Genomic DNA, 21,124 nt, shown 5'->3' with positions numbered 1-21,124 from the left:
ACGGCTTGGGACGTGTGCGTCTCAGCCCAGGAAAGCGCCCAGCTCACGGCGGTGCGCGGACACCCAGTCGTGTGCGGCCCGGATCTCTTCCACGACGCCGCTCGCCAGCAGTCCTGCCATGCCCCGCTCGCCGCGCCCGGCACCGGCCTCGATGCCTCGCCGACAGCGGTCCTGCCACCACAGGACGGTGTCGAGAAGCCGGCCGGTGTCGTCGAGGCCGTACGCCTCGCAGATCAACGCGATCCGGCGGGCGGTCTCGCGGACGTCGGTGACGGCCGGGCCGAGGTCCAGGTACTGCCAGCAGACGTGGGCGACGTCGTGGACGCGCTCACCGGGGGCGGCGAGATCCCAGTCGACGAAGGCCAGCGGGTGCCACGCGGTGTCGTAGACGGTGTTCTTGGGGGCCAGATCGTTGTGGCACACGACGTCCTGGTCACCGGCCTCCGGTGTGCCGTGCGTCAGGTCGTGGAAGGCGCGGACGAGGCGCGCGATGCCTACCAGGCTGTCGTCGCTGCGGGCTGCCGACCGTTCCTCAGGACTGACGGCCGCCCGGCCTTCGATGTACTGGAACGCCTCCCGCCCTCGCTCGTCGGTACCGAGGAAGCGCGGCGCCCCTGCCCACCCGCGCCGCTCGAACAGGGCGAGCAACTCGGCGACGTACCGCGACCGTTCGGAGGACGTACGGCGTACGGTCTCCCCGACCCGTACGACCTCGTTGACCGCACCTCCGCCGAGCACCGACTCCTCCACCTGGCCTGCCTCCCCGAATCCGTTCGACCGCACGAGTATCGCTTGGGACGCCGGCCGTATGGATCATGCGGAGGCACTGCTCATCGGGGGACGCGCCGGGGTCGGGAATCGGAGCGGTTCAACAGGCGCGAGATCGGCAGGGAGTTGGCGCACGAGTTGACCAGTGCCCGCAGGACACGCCTGTTGGACGAGCGGGCGCCCGTGGACACCGTGCGGGGCGGTGACCGACGGGCGCTCCGTCGTGGACGTCGCGGGTACGGAGTGGGGCAACTGCCCTTAGGCGCCTGCGGGTTCGGGATCCGGCACTGTCTCCGTGAGGTATTCCTCCGTGATCTCCTTCGGGCCGAACGGCCACACCTTCTCGTAGCGGGCCCAGACGACGAACGCGACGCAGCCGAGGGCGAGCCAGGCGAGGGACCACTCGATGGGGTGGCGGCCCGGGGAGTTCTTGTCGGCGTAGCCGTAGATGACGCACCAACCGACGAAGGCGACGATGCTCGGCACGGGGTAGAGCCACATGCGGTAGGGGCGGCGGAGGGTCGGCTGGCGTTTACGCAGGACCGTGAGCGCGATGATCTGGGCCAGCGCCTGGACGATGACCATGACCGTGGTGAGGAGCTGGATCAGGGTCGCCAGGTCGGTGTGGCGGCCGATGAGGAAGCCGATCGCCGTGAACACGCCCATGGTGGCCAGGCCGAGCATCGGGAAGCGGTGTTTGGGGTGGAGCTTGGCGTAGGGGCGGAAGAAAACGCGTTCGCGGGCCGCGTCGTAGGGCACCCGGGAGCCGCCCAGGAGGCCGGTGAAGACCGAGGCGAAGGCCGTGATCAGGATCAGGACGGTGACCGTGTCGGCGGCGCCCTTGCCCCAGGTCTTCTCCAGGACCGCCGAGGCCACGGAGGACGAGGCGATGTCGTTCGCGTGCGTCATCCGGTGCCAGTCGATGACGCCCAGCGTGCCGATCTGGAGCATGAGGTAGATCGCCATGATGCCGACGATCGAGAAGAGGATGGAGCGCGGCAGGGTGCGGCCCGGGTCCTTGATCTCCGCGCCCATGTAGGCGGTGGTGTTGTAGCCGAGGTAGTCGTAGATGCCGATGGTGAGGCCGCCCGCGAAGCCGAGCCAGAAGTGGTTGCTGCCCAGGTCGAAGGCGTGCGCGGGGTAGGTGAAGGCGAGGTGGCCGCTGAAGTGGGTGGCGGCGGCCAGGATCACCATGAACACCGCTGCGATCATCACCGTCCACATCACGGCGGTGATGCGGGCGATGTTCTCGATGCCCCGCCAGAGGAGCAGGATCACCAGCGCGATCACTCCGAGGCCGATGAGGTCACCCGACGTCTTGCCCAAGTCCGGTGCCAGATAGCCGAGATACTGCACGAAGCCGACCACTCCGGTCGACATGATCAGCGGGATGAAGAGCATCGCCGTCCACACGAACAGAAACGGCATCAGCCGGCCCGTGCGGTACTGGAAGGCCTGGCGGAGATAGACGTAACTGCCGCCGGAACCGGGCATCGCGGCGCCCAGCTCGGCCCAGACGAGCCCGTCGGCGAGTGCGAGGACCGCGCCCGCGACGAAGCCGATCACCGCCTGCGGGCCGCCGAACGCGGCGACCATCAACGGGATGGTCACGAACGGCCCGATGCCGCACATCTGGCTCATGTTGATGGCGGTGGCCTGGAAGAGGCCGACGCGGCGGACGAAGCCGCCTTCTGGGGGCGGACTACCGGACATGGGGGCTCCTGAGGGGGTGCGTGACTCGGGGGAAGCGGGGGTGCGGCGTGCGGGCCGGTATCCGGTGGCTGACTGGGCGATAAAGTTAAGGAGCCTTACTAGACTCGTCAAGAGGGTGTCCCCGATGAATGAGAATGGTGCGATGCCCGCCGGCGACGCCGTAGAGCAGCAGGAACAGCCCTGGAGCCGGCAGCGGCTGCGGAGCGTCAACGAGCGGCTGCTGCTCGACCGGCTGCGCACCGCCGGTGCCGCCTCGCGCGCCCAACTCGCCCGCGAGACAGGCCTGTCGAAGCCGACGGTCTCCAGCGCGCTCGCGGCCCTGTCGGAGGCGGGACTGGTCCACGAGGTCGGCACCCGGGCACCCGAGCGCGGCCGGACCGCCGTGCTCTACGCCCCCGATCCGGCCGCCGGCTACGCGCTCGGGATCGACGTCGGGCGCAGCTGGCTGCGGGTCGCGGTGGCCAATCTGGACGGCGAGGTGGTGGCCCGGGCGGACGTCCGCAACCGGGCCCGCAGTTCGGGCGCGATGGCCGAGCTGGTGGTCGCCACCGCGCACCAGGTCGTCGCGAACTCCGAGGTCGCACCGGCCGCGGTGGTGCACGCCGTGGTGGGCACGCCGGGTGTGTACGACGAGCAGCGGCGGCGGGTGCGGTACGCGATGCATCTGCCGGGGTGGGGCCGGGCGGGGCTGTTCGACCGGATGCGCGAGGACCTGGGTGTCCCGCTGGAGGTGCACAACGACGCCAATCTCGCGGCGCTGGGCGAGTACACGTACGGCGTCGGCGCGGGCAGCCGGCTGTTCGCGTACATCATGATCGGCACCGGGCTCGGCATGGGTGTGGTCAGCGAGGGGCGGCTGTTCACGGGCGCGCACGGCGGGGCCGGGGAGATCGGGTTCCTGCCGTGGCCGGGACGGCAGAAGCCGGAGACTCTGGAGGATGCCGTGTCCGGGGTGGCCGTCGTCGAGGCGGCCCGGATGTTCGGCATGAGCGGGCAGCAGCTCACCGCGAAGGCGGTTTTCGACGCGGCCCGGCAGGGAAATCCCGCCGCGGTCAAGGCGGTTGAGCTGGAGGGCGAGCGGATCGCGCACACGGTGGCCGCCGCCGCTGCCGTGCTCGACCCGGACCTGGTCGTGCTGGGCGGCGGGGTCGGGCACAGCGTGGATCTGCTGCTCCGTCCGGTGCGGGAGAACCTGCGCGCCCTCACCCCGCTGCGGCCGAAGATCGTGCCGAGCGCGCTGGGCGAGGACGCGGTACTGCTGGGCGCGGTGGCCACCGCCCTGGGCACGGCCCGGGACCTCGTCTTCGAGCGCCACTCGGCGTCCTGAACACCGTCACGCACCCGCGCTGCCCGGCGTCCTGAACAACTCACCCACGCCCAACGGTGATTGACACACCCCATCCTCCGGCCTACCTTCTGTCGCAGTTAGTAAAGTTTCCTAACTTGACGAGGCTGGAGTCCCCGTGTTCCACCGCCCCGCCGTCCACCCCCTCCTCAGGGGCCGTCTCGCCACGGCCGCGATCGCCCTCGGTCTGCTGGGCACCCTCACCACCAGCGCCTGGGCGGGAGCCCGGGAGCCGTCCCCGCAGCGGCGCGCACAGGTCCCGGTGACCGCCGTACGCCCGACGGCCGGGACCGCCACCCCGCTGTCCGGCTACGCGATCCAGTCGTCCGCCAAGGTCACCGACTCCCCCGCGGCCGTCTCCACCCCCGGCTATCGGGCGACCGGCTGGTACCCGGCCGGTGCGCGCTCGACGGTCCTCGCGGCCCTGATCGCCGACGGCGTGTACGCCGACCCCTTCCACTCCACCAACCAGCAGAAGATCCCGAAGGCCGACTTCCAGGTCCCGTGGTGGTACCGCAGCGACTTCACGGTCGCGGACCGCACCGAGCGCACCTACCTCGACTTCAGCGGGGTGATCTCGGCGGCCGACGTCTACGTCAACGGCAAGCAGATCGCCAAGGCCGCCGACGTCGACGGCGCCTACACACAACACGAGTTGGACGTCACCTCGCTCGTCCGCTCCGGCACGAACACGGTCGCCTTCCGCATCCGGCCGAACGACCCGAACAAGAACCTCACCATGGGCTGGATCGACTGGCTCCAGCCGCCGCCCGACCAGAACATGGGCATCGTCCGTGACGTCCTCGTCCGCCGCGGCGGCCCGGTCGCCCTGCGCGACGCACATGTGGTGACCAAGCTGGCCGTCCCGTCGCTCGCCACCGCCGACCTGACGGTCAAGGCGCAGGCCCGCAACGACTCGAACACACCGGTCACCACTCAGGTCAGCGGCAGCATCGACAGCCGGACCTTCACCACGACCGTCTCCCTCGCCGCACACGAGACGAAGACCGTCACCTTCGCCGTCCACCTGAACTCGCCGAAGGTGTGGTGGCCGGCCGGCATGGGCGGCCAGCCGCTCTACGGCCTCGACCTCACCGCCTCCGTGAACGGCACCCCCTCCGACACCGCGCAACAGACCTTCGGCATCCGCGACGTCCAGGCCCCGCTGAACTCCGACGGCGCCCGCCAGTACCGGGTCAACGGCCGCAATTTGCTGATCAAGGGCGGCGGCTGGTCGCCGGACGAGTTCCTGCGCTGGGACCGGACCTACGTCGAGGACCGCCTGAAGTACGCCCTCGACCTGGGCCTGAACACCATCCGTCTGGAAGGGCACATCGAGCCGGACGAGTTCTTCGACCTGGCCGACCGCTACGGCATCCTGACCCTCCCCGGCTGGGAGTGCTGCGACAAGTGGGAGGGCCAGGTCAACGGGGACGAGACCGGTGACAAGTGGACCGCCGCCGACTATCCGGTCGCCCAGGCGTCGATGGCCGCCGAGGCCGCCCGGCTGCGCGACCACCCGAGCGTGATCTCCTTCCTCATCGGCAGCGACTTCGCCCCCGACGCGAAGATCGAGAAGACCTACCTCGACGCGCTGAAGGCGGCCGACTGGCAGACCCCGGTGGTCGCCGCCGCCTCCGACAACTCCTCGCCGGTCAGCGGCAGTTCGGGCATGAAGATGACCGGCCCGTACGACTGGATCCCGCCGGACTACTGGTACGCCAAGCGCGAGGGCGGCGCCACCGGCTTCAACTCCGAGACCAGCGCGGGCCCCGACATCCCCACCCTCGACACCCTGCGCCGCATGATGACCCCGGCCGAACTGGCCACCCTCTGGGAGGACCCGGGCGCCAAGCAGTACCACCGCTCCCCGTCACCGGTCTTCAACACCCTCAAGCTCTACGACAACGCCCTCACCGGCCGCTACGGCCCACCGACGAGCCTCACCGACTACGTCCGCAAGGCCCAGCTCGCCCAGTACGAGAACGTACGCGCCCAGTTCGAGGCCTACGAGCGCAACGCCACCGACGCCTCGAAGCCGGCGACCGGAGTCGTCTACTGGATGTTCAACAGCGGCTGGACCTCTCTGCACTGGCAGTTGATGGACCGTTACCTCGACCAGGGCGGCGCCTACTTCGGCGCGAAGAAGGCGAACGAACCGCTGCACATCCAGTACTCGTACGACGACCGCTCCGTCGTCGTGGTGAACAACCGGAACGCGTCCGCCTCGCAACTCACCGCGCGGGCAACGCTGTTCGACACCGACGGCACGCAGAGGTACGACAAGCAGGTGGCCGGGGTGACGGTCTCCGGCGGCGGCGCGCACAGCACCGCGCTCACCCTTCCCTCGTCTGTGGCCGGGCTGTCGACGACGTACCTGGTGCGGCTGACGCTGACCGACGCGTCCGGCAAGGAGGTGAGCCGGAACGTGTACTGGCTCTCCGCCGAACCCGACACACTCGACTGGGCGCACACCGACTGGTACTACACGCCGACGACGAGCTACGCCGATCTCAAGGGGCTCAACTCGATGGCCCAGGTGCCGGTTTCGGCGACGGCGTCGACCTCTGCGGGCACGGACGGCACCTCGACCACGACGGTCACGGTGCGCAACTCCGGGAAGGGGAAGACACCTTCACTCCTCACCGACGTCCATCTCGTGGACTCGGCGGGCGATCCGGTGCTGCCGGTGACGTGGTCCGACAACGAGGTGAGCCTGTGGCCCGGGGAGTCGAGGACGCTGACGGTGACCTACCGGACGGCGGATCTGCACGGGTCGGCGCCACGGGTACGGGTCTCCGGCTGGAACACGCCGGAGCGGACCGTACCGGCGGCGTGAACAGCTGAGAACCGGTGGGGCCCGGCCGCCGCGGGGCCCCACCGGTCGTCGTCAGCTGACGTTGAGCGCGGTGTCGTCGATGACGAAGGACGTCTGGAGGGTGGACCCTTCGACGCCGCTGAACTTGATGGTGGCGGTGGTGCCGGCCAGGGAGGAGACGTCGAAGGACTTCAGGACGTATCCGGAGGCCGCGTTCAGGTTCGAGTACGTGGCCAGGGTGGTGGATCCGGCGGTGACCGTCAGTTTGTCGTAGGCGGTGCTGGTGGTGGTCTCCGCGGTGTCGACGTGCAGATAGAAGCTGAGGGTGGCGGAGCAGCCGGACGGGATGGTCACCGACTGGGACAGGGTGTCGGTGTGGGCCGATCCGTAGCCGTCGAGCCAGGCCTTGTAGGAGCCGGTACGGGCGGCCTCGCTGCTGGAGTTGGTGATGACACCGCTGCTCGCGGTCCAGGTGGTGTTGCCGGACTCGAAGCCCGGGTTGCCGAGCAACTGGGCGGCGGTGCAGGTACCGCCACCGCCACCGCCGCCACCGCCGCCGGTGCTGCCGTCGCCGGCCAGCCACGCGGTGGCGTTGAGGGCGAGGGCGGCGTTGGTGGCGCCGGTGTCGTTCCAGCCGTCGTAGAGCGTGTTGCCGGACTGACCGGTGCCGTCGTCGATCGGTGAGCTGTCGCCCCAGAAGGCGACGCGACCGCTGCCGAAGGTGCTGGTGGCGAAGAACGCGCCGGTGTTGCCGGAGTAACCGCTGCGGTACACAAGGCCCTTGACGTTCGCGTTGTCGGCGGGCTTGAGCGTGGCCGTCGTGCCGTCGGCGATCAGGCTCTTGGTGACCGTGCCGAAGGCGCCGTTCAGGACCGCGTTGCTGCTGTCGCTGATCGCGGCGGGATAGCCGGAGCTGATGTCGAGGGTGTCGATGGAGAAGCCGAACGGGTCGGTCGAGTCGACACTGTTGTTCGTCATCAGGTCGTTGAGGATCTCGACCGCGTCGTAGCCGTCGCTGTTGCGGTCGGCGCCGGTGTGGTCGGAGATCATGAACAGGCCGCCGCCGTTCTGGACGAACGTCATGATCGCGGTCTTCTCGGCCGTCGTGAACAGCGTGTTCGGCTCGGGCAGGACCAGCGTGTCGAAGTTCGACAGGTCGGTCGTCGACGAACCGCCGTACGTGAGCGCGCTGGTGGCGGTCTTCAGGCTGTAACTGCCGGTCTTCTGAAGGGCTACGCCCCACGACGACAGTGCCCCGGTCCAGTCCGTCTCCGAGGACGGGGAGGAGTCCTGGGCCAGCGGGTCGGGCTTGCTGGTGGAGATGATCCAGTCCGCGTTGCCCGCCTCCTCGGCGTGGCCGTCGTCGAACAGGATGCGGTGCGTGGTGGCCGCGTGCGCGGGCGTGGCCGTGGTGGTGACCTGGAGGGCCGCCCCCGTGACGAAAAGTCCCAGGCCGGCCAGGGCGGTGGTGAGTCTGCGGCGGGATCTTCTGGATCCAAGCATCCGGCGAACCTCCGTGAGGGGATGGGAAAGGTGCGGTGCGGGCGCCTGATCTGCGCGCGTAGAAAGGTAGTTGGGGACTTCTACACGCGTTGAACGATTGAAAGGTACATGGCATGAAGGGGTCGTGAACAGAAAGTCGTGGCAATAACAGCCGACAGAACTCGGCGGAGTGGCTCAGCCCGCAGCGGGCACAAGGTGAGAGCGAGGACAACGACAAAGAGGGGCGGAGATGGAGATCTCGGGCATCATCAGTGCCATCATCATCGGCATCATCATTGGCGTGCTGGGACGGCTCGTCGTCCCCGGCCGCCAGCACGTCGGCGTTCTGCTGACGATCGTGGTCGGCATCGTGGCCGCGCTGCTCGGCGCGGCGATCGCTTCGGGCCTGGGGGTCGCCGACACGAAGGGCATCGACTGGATCGAGTGGCTCATCCAGATCGGCCTGGCGGCTGTCGGCATCGCCGCGCTGGACCGGACACGGGTGCGCCGCTGAGCGGGGGACGGGAATTGCGTTGCGGGTGAGACCGGGCGGCGGCAAGCTACTCCGAGCCCGCCGCCCGGTCCCGCTTCGCGTATCCCTTCCGGAGAACCCTTGTCACCACGCGTCATCCCGCTCGTCGATCCGGACTCCGACCCGTCGAGCCGTCGTCTTGTCTGGCTCGCCCAGGACGGCGACGGCGTGCCCGTCGGGTCGGCTTCGCTGCGCCTGTTCCTCAAGGAGGGGCAGGCGCATCTCGGTGAACTGGAGCTCTCGGTCCACGCCGTCGAACGCCGACAGGGCATCGGCACCCGGCTGTTGGAGGCCGCGACAGCCGCCGCCCGCACGGAGGGACGGCGCTCGCTCCTCACCCAGGCCCAACAGGGTTCACCCGCCGACGAGTTCCTGCCGGCCCGCGGCTTCCGTCCGGTACTGACCCTGACGTACGCCCGCCTCTCGCTGGCCGACGCGGATCTCACGGCGATCGGCTCCCATGCCCAACGCCCGCACCCCGGCTACGAGTTGACGGAGTGGAGCGGCACTGTTCCGGCCGAACTCGCCCGCTCCTACGCCGAGTCGCGCAGCGCGATGGACGACATGCCGATGCAGGACACCGACTACGGCACCGTCGCATGGGACGTGGAACGACTGGTCGCGGCGGCCGAAGCGGTCGCGCGCCGCGGGGAGCTCCTGCACACCGTCGCCGCCGTGGACACCACCGACGGACGCGTCGTCGGTTTCTCCGAACTGGTCGTGCCGGGCGACGGGCGCGGCGACGCACAGCATTACGGTACGGCCGTGCTGCCCGCCCATCGTGGCCGCGGTCTCGCCCACTGGATGAAGGCCGCCTCGATCCAGCGGGCGCGCCAACTCCACCCGCTGCTCGCCGGGTTGCTCACGGACACGGCGGACGGCAACGCGCCGATGCGGGCGGTGAACGACGCCCTCGGCTATGTGCCGACGCATCGAGCGGTGGAGTACCAGCTCGACCTGTAGGCATCGCCCTCACTGATCAGCGTGCGGCGCGCAGCGCGGCGAGGCCGTCCTGACTGGACGGGTACGCGGGCGTCCAACCCAGTTCGCGTTCGGCCTTCGCGCTGGAGACGCGCTGGCTGCTCGTCATCATCGTGTGCGCGTATCCCATCGGACGGACCGCCCACAGCGGCAGCGCGATCGGCTTCGGAAGCCCGAACTCCCGTGCCACGCACAGGACATGGGCGCGGAAGCCGAGCGGGGTACGGTCGGTGATGTTGTACGCCTGCCCCGGGCGCCCGTGTTCGACGGCGGCGACCACCGCGCGGGCCGCGTCGGTGAGTTCCACCCAGGGCAGCACCCTGCCATGGTCCTCGGGGGCGGGCAGTTGCCGCTTGCGGAGCATCGGCAGGATCGCGTCGGTGCCGCCGGGGCCGTAGAAGAGGCCGAAGCGCAGGGCTATGCCCTCCAAGTCCGGTGCCCCGAAGGTGAGTTGTTCCTTGGTGCGCATGCCCTCGATGTGCTTCTCCAGCTCCGGTGTGGTGCCGCGCGGGCCGAAGGCGTCGTCCTCGGTGAGCGGGCGGGGGCCGAAGTCCCCGTAGCCGTAGCCGTAGACCATCGACTCGGCGATGAACCGGCGGGCGCCGGTGGCCCGGGCGGCCTCGATGAGGTGGGCGGTGCCTTCGGTGCGGAGGGCGTTGGTGGCGTGCATGTCGCGGTGGCGCAGGGGTGCCCTGCGCAGGGCGGTCGCGGCATGGACGACCGTGTCGAAGTGGTGGCCCTCGACCGCGCGGAGCAGTCCGTCGCGGTCCATGAGGTCGGCGCTGATGCCGTTGCCGGATCCCCGGCCGAGACCGGTGACCTTGTGCCCGGCGTCGGTGAGGGCCTTGGTGATGTGGCAGCCGAGCACGCCGCTCGCGCCGGCGAGGAGGATGCTCCGCCCGCTCTGATTGCTCGGATTCGTCGTCATGCCGGTACGACGGATCGGGCCGGCGCGGATGTGACATCGCGCCGCCGAGCTGCGGTTCTACGGCTCGTAGACGTACGGCGTGGTGGTCGTGAGCGGAGCGAGACCGAGGCGTTCGAGGATGGGGCGGCTCTGGTCGGAGGCGTCGACCTGGATGTAGTGGTAGCCGCGGTCGGCCGCGATGCGGGCGCGGTGGGCGACCAGGGCGCGGTAAATGCCGCGACCCCGCCAGCTCTCCACCGTGCCGCCGCCCCACAGACCGGCGAACTTGGTGCCGGGGACGAGCTCCATCCGTGCCGCGCTCACCGGTTCGTCCCCGGCGAGGGCGACGACGGCGACGACCGTGTCCGGGTCCCCGGCGAGTTGGGCGAGCAGACTGGAGCGCAGTCGGGAGCTGTCCGTGCCGAAGGCCTTCTCGTGGACGTCCGCCACCAGGTCGACACCCGCGCGGTCGGTGGCGGGCAACAGGCGGATGCCGTCCGGCAGTTCGGCGTCGAGGGCGAGTGCCGCGATCTCGCCGATCATCAGCGTCTCCTGTGGTTCGGGGGTGAACCCGGCCGCCGTCAGCCGCTGTCCGAGGTCCGTCGGCAGATCGTGGCCGTAGAGCTTCCACTCGAAGTCCCGGCCGAGTCCCGTGAAGTACGCGATCTGTTCGGCGATCGCCGCGTCGGCGTCAATCTCGTCCAGGTCGGTCCACAGGATGCAGTTCCAGCCGTCCGCGTCGGCGACCTGGCGCACCACTCTCCCGGTCCGCTCCACCCGGGCGCCCGGCCCGCTGGGTCGGGCGCGTTCACGCAGGTCGCGGTCGTGGAGGGCGAGCACCTCGGCATGATCCATGCGCCCACTTCAACATCCACGGGCGAACCCGGCAACGGAATTACGCGCCGGGGCGTGGCGCCGCTGCCGGGAGCCCTTCTGCTTGGTCGAATTACTCTCCGGCGAAGTAGTGGCCCGCCTCGAGATCGGCCAGCAGGCCCACCTCCACCGGCTGCCACCCCGTCTGCTTCTGCGTCAGCGTGCTCGACGCCGGGCAGTCCAGCGAGGCGACGAGGCCCAGGAACCCGAAGTGCGCGACCGCTTCCTCGGGCGTCACACTGCCCGTAGGGACGTCGAGGCGGGCGGCGATGACCTCCGCGAGCTCACGGAGCGGCAGCCCCTCGTCGCCGACCGCGTGGTACTGCGCGCCCGCCGGGGCCGACTCCAGGGCCCATCGGTACAGCCGGGCCGCGTCGAAGCGATGCACGGCGGGCCACCGGTTGGTGCCGTCGCCGACGTACGCCGACACGCCCTTCTGGCGGGCGACGGCGATCAGCCCCGCGACGAATCCCTTGTCGCCCCTGCCGTGCACGGACCGGGGCAGCCGGACGACCGAGGACCGTACCCCCCGCTCCGCGAGCGCGACCGCCGCGATCTCGGACGGCTGCCGTATCGCCGAGAAGGACTCGGGGTCGACCCTGTCCTCCTCCGTGGCCACCTGCCCCTGGTCGAGCCCGGGGGTGCCCGAGGTCACCACGAAGGGCTTGTCGGTGCCCGCGAGCGCCTCGCCGATCGCCTCGATCGCGCGCAGATCGGTGGCGCAGTTGGCGGCGAACTCGGTGAAGTCGTGGATGAACGCCAGATGGCAGACCCCGTCCGCCGCCTCGGCGCCGCGGCGCAGGCTGTCGAGGTCGTCGAGCGAACCCCGGTGCACGGCGGCGCCGGCGGCCGTCAGCGCCTCGGCGGACGCGTCGGAGCGGGCCAGACCGGTGACCGTGTGCCCCGCGTCGAGCAGTTCACGGACCACGGCGGAGCCGATGAATCCGGTCGCGCCGGTGACGAATACACGCATGCTGCGTTCCTTCGATGGGTGGGTGTCGAACTGGGTCGTGCTGTGCTTCCATCGTGGTCAGGGCACCGGTTCCGGGTCCAAAGCCTGTTTCGCATGAGGCAATGCGAATCAGGCATCACAGCAGATCAGTAACCCTTTCGGCGAGATGTGCGGCGTGTGGCGCAGTACGATGGGGGCATGACGGACCTGTCTCCCGCGCCCGACCTCGAACTGCGTCTCGTGCGGTATTTCATCGCCGTCGCCGAGCAGCGTCACTTCGGTCGCGCCGCCGAGGCCCTGCACATCACCCAGCCGTCCCTGAGCCGTCAAGTCCGGCGCCTGGAGGAGCAGTTGGGTGCCCGGCTGCTGGACCGCACCCCGCAGGGCACTCGGCTCACGGAGGCCGGGGAGGTCTTTCTCCCGCGCGCAAAGGGGCTGTTGCGTGCCACCGCACAGGCCGCCGCCGAGACCCGCGCCGCGGCGGAGCCCAGCCGGCTCACCGTCGGATACATGGCCAACCTGTTCGTGACCCCGGCGGTGCGCGAGGTACGGCGCCGGCATCCGGACGCCGATGTGCACGTCGTACATCTGGCCTACGACGACGTACGCGCCGCCCTGTTGGAGCGGCGGGTGGACGCGGTGGTGGCCCGACTGCCGTTCTCCACCGACGAGTTGGAGGTCACGATCCTCTACGACGAACCACGCGTCCTGCTCGTGCCGCTCGATCACCGGCTGGCCGGGAAGGAGTCCGTGACCGTGGACGACATCGCCGACGAGCCCGTTCCGCAGCTCCCCGGCGCGGACCCGGCGTGGGCCGCCTTCTGGCGTATCGATCCCCGGCCCGACGGACGGCCGGCGCCCGGTGGTCCGGTGATCCGGGCCCTGGAGGACAAGTTCGAGTTCGTCGCCGACGGACGGGCCGTGGCCATCGCGGCCGGCATCCTCCCCGGGCAGACCATCCGCCCCGACATCGTCGCGATCCCCCTGCACGGCGTCGAGCCGAGTCATGTCGCGCTCGCGACCCGGGCCGGCGAGCACAACCGGCTGCTGTCCGCGTTCCGGAAGGCGGCCCGCACACTCCTCAAAGCTCCGGCCGATTCTGGAGAACACCCGGTCGGCGCCCACTAGTTGAGGCCCTCTACGCTTGTCCCGCATGACCTTGGACAACATCGCACTGCGACCGGTGGACGAACCCGGCCTGGCCGTCATGGAGCGCTTCCTCGACGACCCGGAGGCCGCGTCGGAGTTCCAGTGGTACGGCTGGAGCGATGTCCGGCGCTGGCGGCGGCAGTGGTCGGAGGATCGTCTGCTCGGCGGTGACCGGTCGTATCTGACGGTGCTCCGGGCCGAGGAGCCCGTGGGGTTCGTCGCCTGGCGGAAGGTCACCACCACGCCGAACTGCCACTACTGGAACATGGGCATCACCCTGCTGCCCGAGGCACGCGGACAGGGTATCGGGACCGAGGCCCAACGGCAGTTGGTGCGCTATCTGTTCGCGCACACCCTGGTGATGCGCGTCGAGGCGGACACGGAGTCGGAGAACCTCGCCGAGCAACGCGCCCTGGAGAAGGCCGGGTTCACCCGGGAGGGCGTCCTGCGCAGCGTCGCGTACCGGGACGGGCGGTGGCGGGACGGGGTGCGGTACAGCATCCTGCGCGACGAACTCACCTGATCCATCAAGGCAGTTCGAACGGCGGAGGCCCCACCGGTCGCCTGCCCGGTGGGGCCTTCCGTCCTGGCGCGGGTGCTCGGGTCAGCTGCCCGCTCCGGGGCGGAAGCGCCGGTACAGGGCGGCGCCGCCCAGGATGAGGGCCGCGCTCGCGGCGGCGGCCGGGACCAGGGCGTCCGTGCCCGTGTGGGCCAGTGAGGCCGCGGCGGCGGGCGGGGCGGGGTGCCCCCGTACCTCCGTAGCCGGTGCCGGGTGCGGCTTCGGCGGCGCCGGAGTCGGCGCCGGCGGCTCGGGCGTCGGCCGCGCCGGGTGGCGGGGGTGGTCGGCAGGGGTGTTCACCGACTGGTTCCCCACGACGGGATTGGCGACGCCCACGACATTCACGGAATTGCCGGTGACATTCACCGGGAGATGGATCGGGAGCTGTACTCCGTTTCCGGACAGCACACCGGGCGATTCCTTTTCGCCGCCGTGTGCCGAGGCTCCTCCGCGGGGCCTGACGGGGCCGCCTTCATTGGCGCACCTGTTGCCCGCGGCGGGATTGAGCAGCCCCACCACGTTCACGGTGTTCCCGCACACGTTCACCGGAACATGCACCGGGAGCTGAATCGTGTTGCCGGAGACCACACCCGGCGAACCGGCCGCCGAGCCGTCCGCGGCGGAGTCGGCGAACGCCGGCAACGCGGCGGCCATCGCACCGGACGCCGCGGCGACGACGATCATCCCGTTTCGGGTAACCCGTTTCATAGGCTCCCTGCCTTCCAGACTTGGTCGCGGGCAATCACCCGCACCGAATAAAACGTGGGCGCACCATCCGAGTTATGGCTTATCGGCCTTTCACTCCATCGAGCGTCACGGTTATCGAACTACTCGTAACAACGCCGCTCCCATACCCACGACCGATCGGAAAACCATTAGTCGGAAAACCCCTTATGCCTATTGAAGGCGCGCAGAATACGGCACCGATCACCGTTCCGCCCGCCGGGAGGCGGGCCACGTACGGCCCGCTTATCGTGATCGAGGGCGCTGGTCACAGCGCGTCCTTGGAGGCATTGATGCTGGCCAGGCTGTCATCGCGGCCCGCGTTCCGGCGCTGCGCGTTCACGGGGGCCCTCACGCTGGCACTGCTCGGCGCGGGGCTGCCCACGCTCGCCACGGCCGACGACGGGCCGCGGCCCGACCTGTCCCGGTTCTACCGCCAGAAGGTGAAGTGGGCCGCGTGCAAGGACCCGGACGCGCCCAAGGATCTGCAGTGCGGGAAAGTCACCGTTCCGCTCGACTACGCGAAGCCCGGCGGGGCCACGCTCGATCTCGCGCTGGCCCGTTATCGGGCGACCGGGAAGTCGAGGGGTTCGGTGCTGCTGAACTTCGGTGGGCCCGGCGGTGCGGGGGTCAGTGAACTTGCCTCGGACGGCAAGGAGTTCATGGATCTGACGAACGGCTACGACGTCGTCACCTTCGATCCGCGCGGCGTCGGCAGGTCCTCGCCCGTGAGTTGCGGCGCGGGTGCCGACCAGGGCTCGGCGGCGACGGACGAGGACCCGGCGAACATCGACAGCAGCGATCCTAAGGTCGTCCTCAGGCAGCTGCGGAAGGCGGCGGCCGTCTGCGCCAAGTACTCCGGCCCTGTCCTGCCCCACATAGGCACGGTCAACGCCTCCCGGGACCTGGACGTGATGCGCCAGGCCCTCGGCGACAAGAAGCTCAACTACCTTGGTTTCTCGTACGGAACGCGGCTCGGCGCGGTGTACGCGGCCCAGTTCCCCAAGAAGGTGGGCCGGTTGGTGCTCGACGGTGTCGACACCCTCACCGAGCCGCTGTCCGAGCAGGGCATGGCGGGCGCCGAAGGTCAGCAGACCGCGCTGGAGGACTTCCTCAACTGGTGTGTGCGGGACATCGCCTGTCCGTTCGGCACGGACGCGCGGTCGGCGCCGGACCGGGTCGTAGGGCTCGTCGACTCGCTCGACCGGGATCCGGTGCAGACGGACTTCGGCGACACCTTCTCCGGCCAGGACCTGGTGGGCGCCATCAGTCAGGCGCTGTACAGCAAGCAGCTGTGGCCGACGCTGGAGCGCGCCATCGCCTCGCTGGTGGAGGACGGTGACACGCGCGCGGTGATGGCGTTCTCGTCCGGCGGGGCCGGGCTGCCCGGTCTGCGCAGCGGCGGCGAGGGGTCGGGCGGCGGGCTCGTCGACGCGCAGGACGTCCCGCTCGACAACCTTCCGGCCGCGCTGATGGCCATCAACTGCGCCGACGACCCCGACCGCCCCACCGCCGAGCGGATCACCAAGGACCTGGCCGGGCTGCGCGCCGAGTACCGGGCAGCGTCACCGGTCTTCGGCCGCTACCGGCTCACCGAGGTGCTGATGTGCTACGGCCGCCCCAAGGGCACCGACTACATCCGCGACGACGTCAAGAACGTGGACACGTCGAAGATGCTGCTCGTCGGCACCCGGGGCGACCCGGCGACGCCGTACCGCTGGACCGTGGAGACGGCACATAGGCTCGGCTCCTCGGCCGTGGTGCTCGACAACAAGGGTGAGGGCCACACCGGTTACGCGTCTTCCAAGTGTGTGCACACCAAGGTCAACGACTTCCTGCTGTACGGCTCGCTGCCGCCCAGCGGGAGTTCCTGCCAGCCGGACACCTCACCCTCGGGCGAGTGAGATCTCGGGCTTGTACAGGTCGAGCCAGAGCGCCAGGTCGAGGGCGCGTTCCAGGCCGCGCCGGCCCGCCTGGGTGCTGATGGGGGCGTCGCGGTGGGCGGCCTGGCGGAGCCTGGAACGGTCCACAAGGTCGAAGACCGGGTGGGAGGGGCGGGCGAGCAGGTCCTTGGCATGGTCCCGGAGGGCGACCGCATACTTGGGGTCCTGGGTGGACGGGTACGGACTCTTGACCCGGTCGTACACGGACTTCGGGAGGACGTCCGCGGTGGCCTCCCTGAGCAGGGTCTCCTCCCGGCCGTCGTAGGACTTGAGGGACCAGGGCGTGTTGTAGACGTACTCGACGAGCCGATGGTCGCAGAACGGCACGCGGACCTCCAGGCCGGCCGGCGTCCCACCGGGCGGCGCTCGTCAGGAACCGGCCACGGGCAAAGAGTTCACCAACATCCCCGGTTCGCGCGGCAGTTCAGAACTCCACCGGGTCCCGCACGATCGGGCAGGTCATGCAGTGGCCGCCGCCCCGGCCGCGCCCCAGTTCGGCGCCGACGATCGTGATGACCTCGACGCCGGCCTTGCGCAGCAGGGTGTTGGTCTGGGTGTTGCGGTCGTAGGTGAAGACCACGCCCGGCTCCAGCGCGACCGCGTTGTTCCCGCTGTCCCACTGCTGGCGCTCGGAGGCGTAGACGTCGCCGCCCGTCTCCACGACCCGCAACTCGGGCAGGCCGAGCGCCTTGGCGACGACGTCGGTGAACGGGGTCGGGCCCTCGTCGACGATGTCGATGCCGGGCCCCTTGGTGCCGGGGCGCAGGGAGAAGGTGTGGACGGCGTCCATGATCGCCGGGTACAGGGTCACCAGGTCGCGGTCGGCGAAGGTGAAGACGGTGTCGAGATGCATCGCGGAGCGCAGTTTCGGCATACCGGCGACCACGACGTGTTCGGCGGCCCCCAGGTCGAAGAGTGCCTTGGCGACCTGGGTGATGGCCTGGCGCGAGGTGCGCTCGCTCATGCCCATCAGGACCACGCCGTTGCCCACGGGCATGATGTCGCCGCCCTCGAACGTGGCCTGCCCCCAGTCGAGTTCGGGGTCGCCCCACCAGACGAGGGAGCCCGCGAAGTCCGGGTGGAAGGTGTAGATCGCCTTCATCAGCAGGGTCTCGTCGTGCCGGGCGGGCCAGTAGAGCGGGTTGAGGGTGAGGCCGCCGTAGAGCCAGCAGGTCGTGTCGCGGGTGTAGAGGGTGTTGGGCAGCGGTGGCATCAGGTATTCGCGGACGCCGGTGGACTCGCGGGCGAGGGCGACATAGTCGGTGCGGTAGTCGTCGGGGAGGTCGGTGGTGGCGAGGCCGCCGATCAAGTACTTGGCGAGTTCGGCGGGTTCGAGGCTCTCCAGGTAGGCGCGGGTCGCGTCGATGAGGCCGAGGCCGACCTCGTTGGCGACGATCTTCCGGTCCAGGAGCCAGTCCTTGGCGGCGGGGATCGTCATGGTCTGAGCGAGCAGTTCGTGCAACTCGACCACGTCGACGCCGCGTTCGCGGAGTTTGTTGACGAAGTCGGCGTGGTCGTGCTGGGCGTTCTCGACCCACATCACGTCGTCGAAGAGCAGGTCGTCGGAGTTGGTCGGGGTGAGCCTGCGATGGGCCAGGCCCGGTGCGCAGACCAGCACCTTGCGCAGGCGGCCGACCTCGGAGTGGACGCCGTACTCATGTCGGTCCACGGTGTCTTGACTGGTCACGGTGCACACACCCTTCCGGAGGTCACGGGCGGGGTCAGAGGCTGATCCAGCCCGCTGCCAGGGCGACGACGCCGACGACGGCACCCGCGACCGAGACGGCGAGGATCACCGGTTCGCGGGCGGAGAAGGGCGAACGCCCCTGTTCCCTGCGGGCCTTGACGAACAGGAAGGTGGCGGGCGCGTAGATGATGAACGAGACGAGGAGGTACTTGAAGCCGGCCGCGTAGATGAGGAACGCGGTGTAGACGGTGGCGAGCACGGCGACCACCAACTCGCCTCGCCCTGAACGGGTTTGCGCGAGGGCGATCCGTACGGCGAAGCCCGCCGCGAGCAGGAACGGGATCAGTGTCAGTGAACTGGTCAGGTCCAGCGCGAAGTTGAAGGCGTCGTCGGAGAAGTAGGTGACGACCAGGACGACTTGGCTCAGCAGCGTGGTCATCACCAGCGCGGGCACGGGCACGTCGGCCGGTGTGGACTTCTTCAGGAAGCGCGGCATGTCGTCGTCCTTGGCGGCGACGAACAGCACCTCGGCGGCCATCAACGTCCAGGCGAGATAGGCGCCCAGCACGGAGACGATCAGCCCGACACTGACGAAGACCTTCCCCCAGGTGCCCACCGCGTGTTCCAGCACGCCCGCCATGGAGGGCTGCCGCAGTTCGGCGATCTCGCCCATCGGCATCAGGCCGTACGACACGATCGTGACCGACGCGAAGACGGCGAAGACGCTGAGGAAGCCGAGGACGGTGGCGCGCCCGACGTCCTCGCGGCGTCTGGCGTGCCGGGAGTAGACGCTCGCGCCCTCCACGCCAAGGAACACGAAGACGGTTGCCAGCATGGTGCCCTTGACCTGCTGGAACAGGGAGCCCGCATAGTCGGCGCCGCCGAAGTTCTCGGCGAAGACATGGGGCTTGAGGTAGAAGAGCGCGAGGACGACGAAGACGAGGATCGGTACGACCTTGGCGACGGTGACGATCCGGTTGATGGCCGCCGCCTCCTTCACCCCGCGGCTGATCAGCAGGAAGAAGAGCCACAGTCCGGCCGAGGAGAGGACCACCGCCAGGACGGTGTCGCCCTCGCCGAGCGAGGGCGCGATGGTGCCGATCGTCGACATGATCAGCACCCAGTACGTCACGTTGCCGACGCAGGCGCTGGCCCAGTAGCCGAACGCGGCGAAGAAACCGAGGTATTCGCCGAAACCGGCCTTCGCGTAGGCGTACACACCGGCGTCCAGGTCGGGTCTGCGGACGGCGAGGGTCTGGAAGACGAAGGCCAGCATCAGCATCCCGGTACCGGCGACGGCCCAGGCGATCAGGGCACCGGCCACCCCCGTCTCCTGCGCGAACCTGCGCGGAAGCGAGAACACCCCGGCCCCGACCATGGAGCCGACCACCATGGTGGTCAGCGTCGGCAGGCTCAGCTTGGCGGCCCTGGTCCGGGTGTCGGTAGTGGCGGCTTGCGTCACCCGTGGGACGTTAGCAACCATTTGCCCCAATCGCCTGGCGGGCTTCCCCCATATGCCCCATCCGCCGATCGGCCCTATCGTGCTGTTATGGAGCACGCACTGAGTCCCGCCACCCTGACCGAACTGCGGCGCCCGCGCCCCTACCCCGCGGTCTCCGTGCTCACCCCGACGCATCGTCGCGAGCCCGACAACGCCCAGGATCCGGTCCGGCTGCGCAATGTGCTGGCCGAGGCCAAGAAGCAGCTGGAGGCCGATCCCGCGGTACCCCGGGACCGGCGCATCGACGTCGTCCGGCAACTCGACCAGGCCCTCGCCGAGGTCGATCTCGCGCACGCCGAGGACGGGCTGGTGATCTTCGCCGCGCCGGGCGAGCACCAGGTGTGGTCCCTCGCCAGGTCCGTGCCGGAACGTGTGGTGCTCTCCGACACGTTCCTCACCCGGAATCTCGTCTCCGCGCAGGCCTCCGAGCGGCCGTTCTGGGTGCTCTCCGTCTCCGCCGACCGCGTCACGCTGTGGAACGGCGGTGTCGACCGGGTCGCCGAGGACCACACCGGCGGCTTCCCGCTGACCCGCGACCACCGGGACAACTTCGACGCCGAGCGCCAGGAGCGGATCGGCGACATCCCGAGCACCTTCCGCGACGAGGACACCCGGCACTTCCTGCGCGAGGCCGACACCGCCATGGGCCGCATCCTGCGTGAGCACCGGCGCCCGCTCTACATCACCGGCGAGCAGGCGGCCCTCTCCGCACTCGACGAGGTCGGCAGCGCCACCAAGGACGCGGTGCACATCCCCCATGGCGGTCTCGCACACGGCACACCCGACGCGGTGTGGCAGGCCGTACGGCCGCTGGTCGACGCGGAGGCCCGGAACAACACCGTCACGGTGACCCGGGAGCTCGAATCGGCGCGCGGGCGCAAGGAGTTCGCGGCCGGCGTGGACGAGGTATGGCAGAACGCCCGCGAGGGCCGGGTCCGGCTGCTGGCCGTCGAGGAGAACTACCGCGTCACGGTCCGCGACGACCACGGCGACCACCTCGTCCCGGCCGACAGCGGCGATCTCGACGCCCGCGAGGACATCGTGGACGAGATCGTCGAACAGTGCCTGGAGACGGGCGCCGAGGTCCGCTTCGTACCGGACGGCACGTTGAACGACGCGGACGGCATCGCGGGCGTGCTGCGCTACTGAGCCCGCCCCTTCACCCCCGAGGCCGCCTCTCCCCTGCGGCGT

General features: G+C 69.8%; 17 protein-coding genes and 1 pseudogene. 8 read left to right on the top strand and 10 right to left on the bottom strand.

Translation table 11 applies throughout. The features are described 5' to 3' along the window. Positions 1–21 precede the first annotated feature (21 nt). Both ACFXC1_RS06525 and ACFXC1_RS06520 read right to left on the bottom strand, forming a co-directional pair. Entirely contained in the window at positions 22–783 is a 762-nt protein-coding gene (locus ACFXC1_RS06525) for a phosphotransferase (RefSeq protein ID WP_381239678.1), read from the bottom strand. 243 nt (positions 784–1,026) lie between these two features. Then, positions 1,027–2,481, bottom strand: coding sequence for an APC family permease (locus ACFXC1_RS06520; protein WP_381239675.1), 1,455 nt, complete (start codon positions 2,479–2,481; stop codon positions 1,027–1,029). Positions 2,482–2,623: 142 nt separating this feature from the next. Here ACFXC1_RS06520 and ACFXC1_RS06515 point away from each other — a divergent pair, with 142 nt between their 5' ends. Both ACFXC1_RS06515 and ACFXC1_RS06510 read left to right on the top strand, forming a co-directional pair. Further along, positions 2,624–3,808, top strand: coding sequence for an ROK family transcriptional regulator (locus ACFXC1_RS06515; RefSeq protein WP_381241105.1), 1,185 nt, complete (start codon positions 2,624–2,626; stop codon positions 3,806–3,808). A 136-nt stretch (positions 3,809–3,944) separates the two neighbouring features. After that, on the top strand, positions 3,945–6,665 hold the full coding sequence (locus ACFXC1_RS06510) for a glycoside hydrolase family 2 protein (protein WP_381239672.1): 2,721 nt from the start codon (positions 3,945–3,947) through the stop codon (positions 6,663–6,665). A 51-nt stretch (positions 6,666–6,716) separates the two neighbouring features. Here ACFXC1_RS06510 and ACFXC1_RS06505 read toward each other — a convergent pair whose 3' ends face one another. Then, the gene (locus tag ACFXC1_RS06505; protein WP_381239669.1) at positions 6,717–8,147 is read right to left on the bottom strand and encodes a hydrolase; all 1,431 of its coding nucleotides are present in this window, start codon (positions 8,145–8,147) and stop codon (positions 6,717–6,719) included. 229 nt (positions 8,148–8,376) lie between these two features. Here ACFXC1_RS06505 and ACFXC1_RS06500 point away from each other — a divergent pair, with 229 nt between their 5' ends. Both ACFXC1_RS06500 and ACFXC1_RS06495 read left to right on the top strand, forming a co-directional pair. Beyond that, complete coding sequence (locus tag ACFXC1_RS06500; RefSeq protein ID WP_262060379.1) at positions 8,377–8,640, top strand: GlsB/YeaQ/YmgE family stress response membrane protein; 264 nt, start codon at positions 8,377–8,379, stop codon at positions 8,638–8,640. Positions 8,641–8,739: 99 nt separating this feature from the next. Beyond that, on the top strand, positions 8,740–9,621 hold the full coding sequence (locus tag ACFXC1_RS06495; protein WP_381239666.1) for a GNAT family N-acetyltransferase: 882 nt from the start codon (positions 8,740–8,742) through the stop codon (positions 9,619–9,621). Between the two features lie 16 nt (positions 9,622–9,637). Here the strand turns inward: ACFXC1_RS06495 and ACFXC1_RS06490 are convergent, their stop codons facing one another. From ACFXC1_RS06490 to ACFXC1_RS06480, 3 genes are all read right to left on the bottom strand, one after another. Beyond that, on the bottom strand, positions 9,638–10,567 hold the full coding sequence (locus ACFXC1_RS06490; RefSeq protein WP_381239664.1) for an NAD-dependent epimerase/dehydratase family protein: 930 nt from the start codon (positions 10,565–10,567) through the stop codon (positions 9,638–9,640). A 57-nt stretch (positions 10,568–10,624) separates the two neighbouring features. Then, positions 10,625–11,401: a GNAT family N-acetyltransferase gene (locus tag ACFXC1_RS06485; RefSeq protein ID WP_381239663.1), complete on the bottom strand. Its 777-nt coding sequence runs from the start codon at positions 11,399–11,401 to the stop codon at positions 10,625–10,627. A gap of 91 nt (positions 11,402–11,492) precedes the next feature. Beyond that, positions 11,493–12,392, bottom strand: a complete 900-nt coding sequence (locus ACFXC1_RS06480; protein WP_381239661.1) for an SDR family oxidoreductase — start codon at positions 12,390–12,392, stop codon at positions 11,493–11,495. Between the two features lie 177 nt (positions 12,393–12,569). Here ACFXC1_RS06480 and ACFXC1_RS06475 point away from each other — a divergent pair, with 177 nt between their 5' ends. Together ACFXC1_RS06475 and ACFXC1_RS06470 are read left to right on the top strand one after the other, a co-directional pair. Next, entirely contained in the window at positions 12,570–13,499 is a 930-nt protein-coding gene (locus tag ACFXC1_RS06475) for a LysR family transcriptional regulator (protein WP_381239658.1), read from the top strand. Positions 13,500–13,524: 25 nt separating this feature from the next. After that, a complete protein-coding gene (locus ACFXC1_RS06470; RefSeq protein WP_381239656.1) occupies positions 13,525–14,043 on the top strand; it encodes a GNAT family N-acetyltransferase in 519 nt (172 codons plus the stop codon). Positions 14,044–14,124: 81 nt separating this feature from the next. On the opposite strand, the gene ACFXC1_RS06465 is transcribed toward ACFXC1_RS06470, so the two are convergent. Further along, positions 14,125–14,763, bottom strand: a complete 639-nt coding sequence (locus ACFXC1_RS06465) for a chaplin (protein WP_381239653.1) — start codon at positions 14,761–14,763, stop codon at positions 14,125–14,127. A gap of 332 nt (positions 14,764–15,095) precedes the next feature. Here ACFXC1_RS06465 and ACFXC1_RS06460 point away from each other — a divergent pair, with 332 nt between their 5' ends. Continuing rightward, positions 15,096–16,706, top strand: a complete 1,611-nt coding sequence (locus ACFXC1_RS06460; protein ID WP_381239651.1) for an alpha/beta hydrolase — start codon at positions 15,096–15,098, stop codon at positions 16,704–16,706. Here the strand turns inward: ACFXC1_RS06460 and ACFXC1_RS06455 are convergent. The 3 genes and pseudogenes from ACFXC1_RS06455 to ACFXC1_RS06445 all read right to left on the bottom strand — a co-directional run. Next, positions 16,689–17,087: pseudogene (locus ACFXC1_RS06455) on the bottom strand (asparagine synthase-related protein); the annotation flags it as partial. The gene ACFXC1_RS06460 and the pseudogene ACFXC1_RS06455 sit on opposite strands and share 18 nt — an antisense overlap. Positions 17,088–17,169: 82 nt before the next feature. After that, positions 17,170–18,432 (bottom strand): arginine deiminase, encoded by a 1,263-nt coding sequence (locus tag ACFXC1_RS06450; protein WP_381239649.1) that lies wholly within the window; start codon positions 18,430–18,432, stop codon positions 17,170–17,172. A 34-nt stretch (positions 18,433–18,466) separates the two neighbouring features. Continuing rightward, positions 18,467–19,915, bottom strand: coding sequence for a basic amino acid/polyamine antiporter (locus ACFXC1_RS06445; protein WP_381239646.1), 1,449 nt, complete (start codon positions 19,913–19,915; stop codon positions 18,467–18,469). A gap of 66 nt (positions 19,916–19,981) precedes the next feature. Here ACFXC1_RS06445 and ACFXC1_RS06440 point away from each other — a divergent pair, with 66 nt between their 5' ends. Then, the gene (locus ACFXC1_RS06440; RefSeq protein ID WP_381239643.1) at positions 19,982–21,082 is read left to right on the top strand and encodes a baeRF3 domain-containing protein; all 1,101 of its coding nucleotides are present in this window, start codon (positions 19,982–19,984) and stop codon (positions 21,080–21,082) included. The last annotated feature ends 42 nt before the right edge of the window (positions 21,083–21,124 follow it).

The sequence above is a fragment of the Streptomyces hokutonensis genome (assembly GCF_042751305.1).
Lineage (GTDB): Bacteria > Actinomycetota > Actinomycetes > Streptomycetales > Streptomycetaceae > Streptomyces > Streptomyces hokutonensis_A.
The sequence above is the reverse complement of the archived record's forward strand: the minus strand, read 5'-3'. Positions and strand labels throughout refer to the sequence as shown.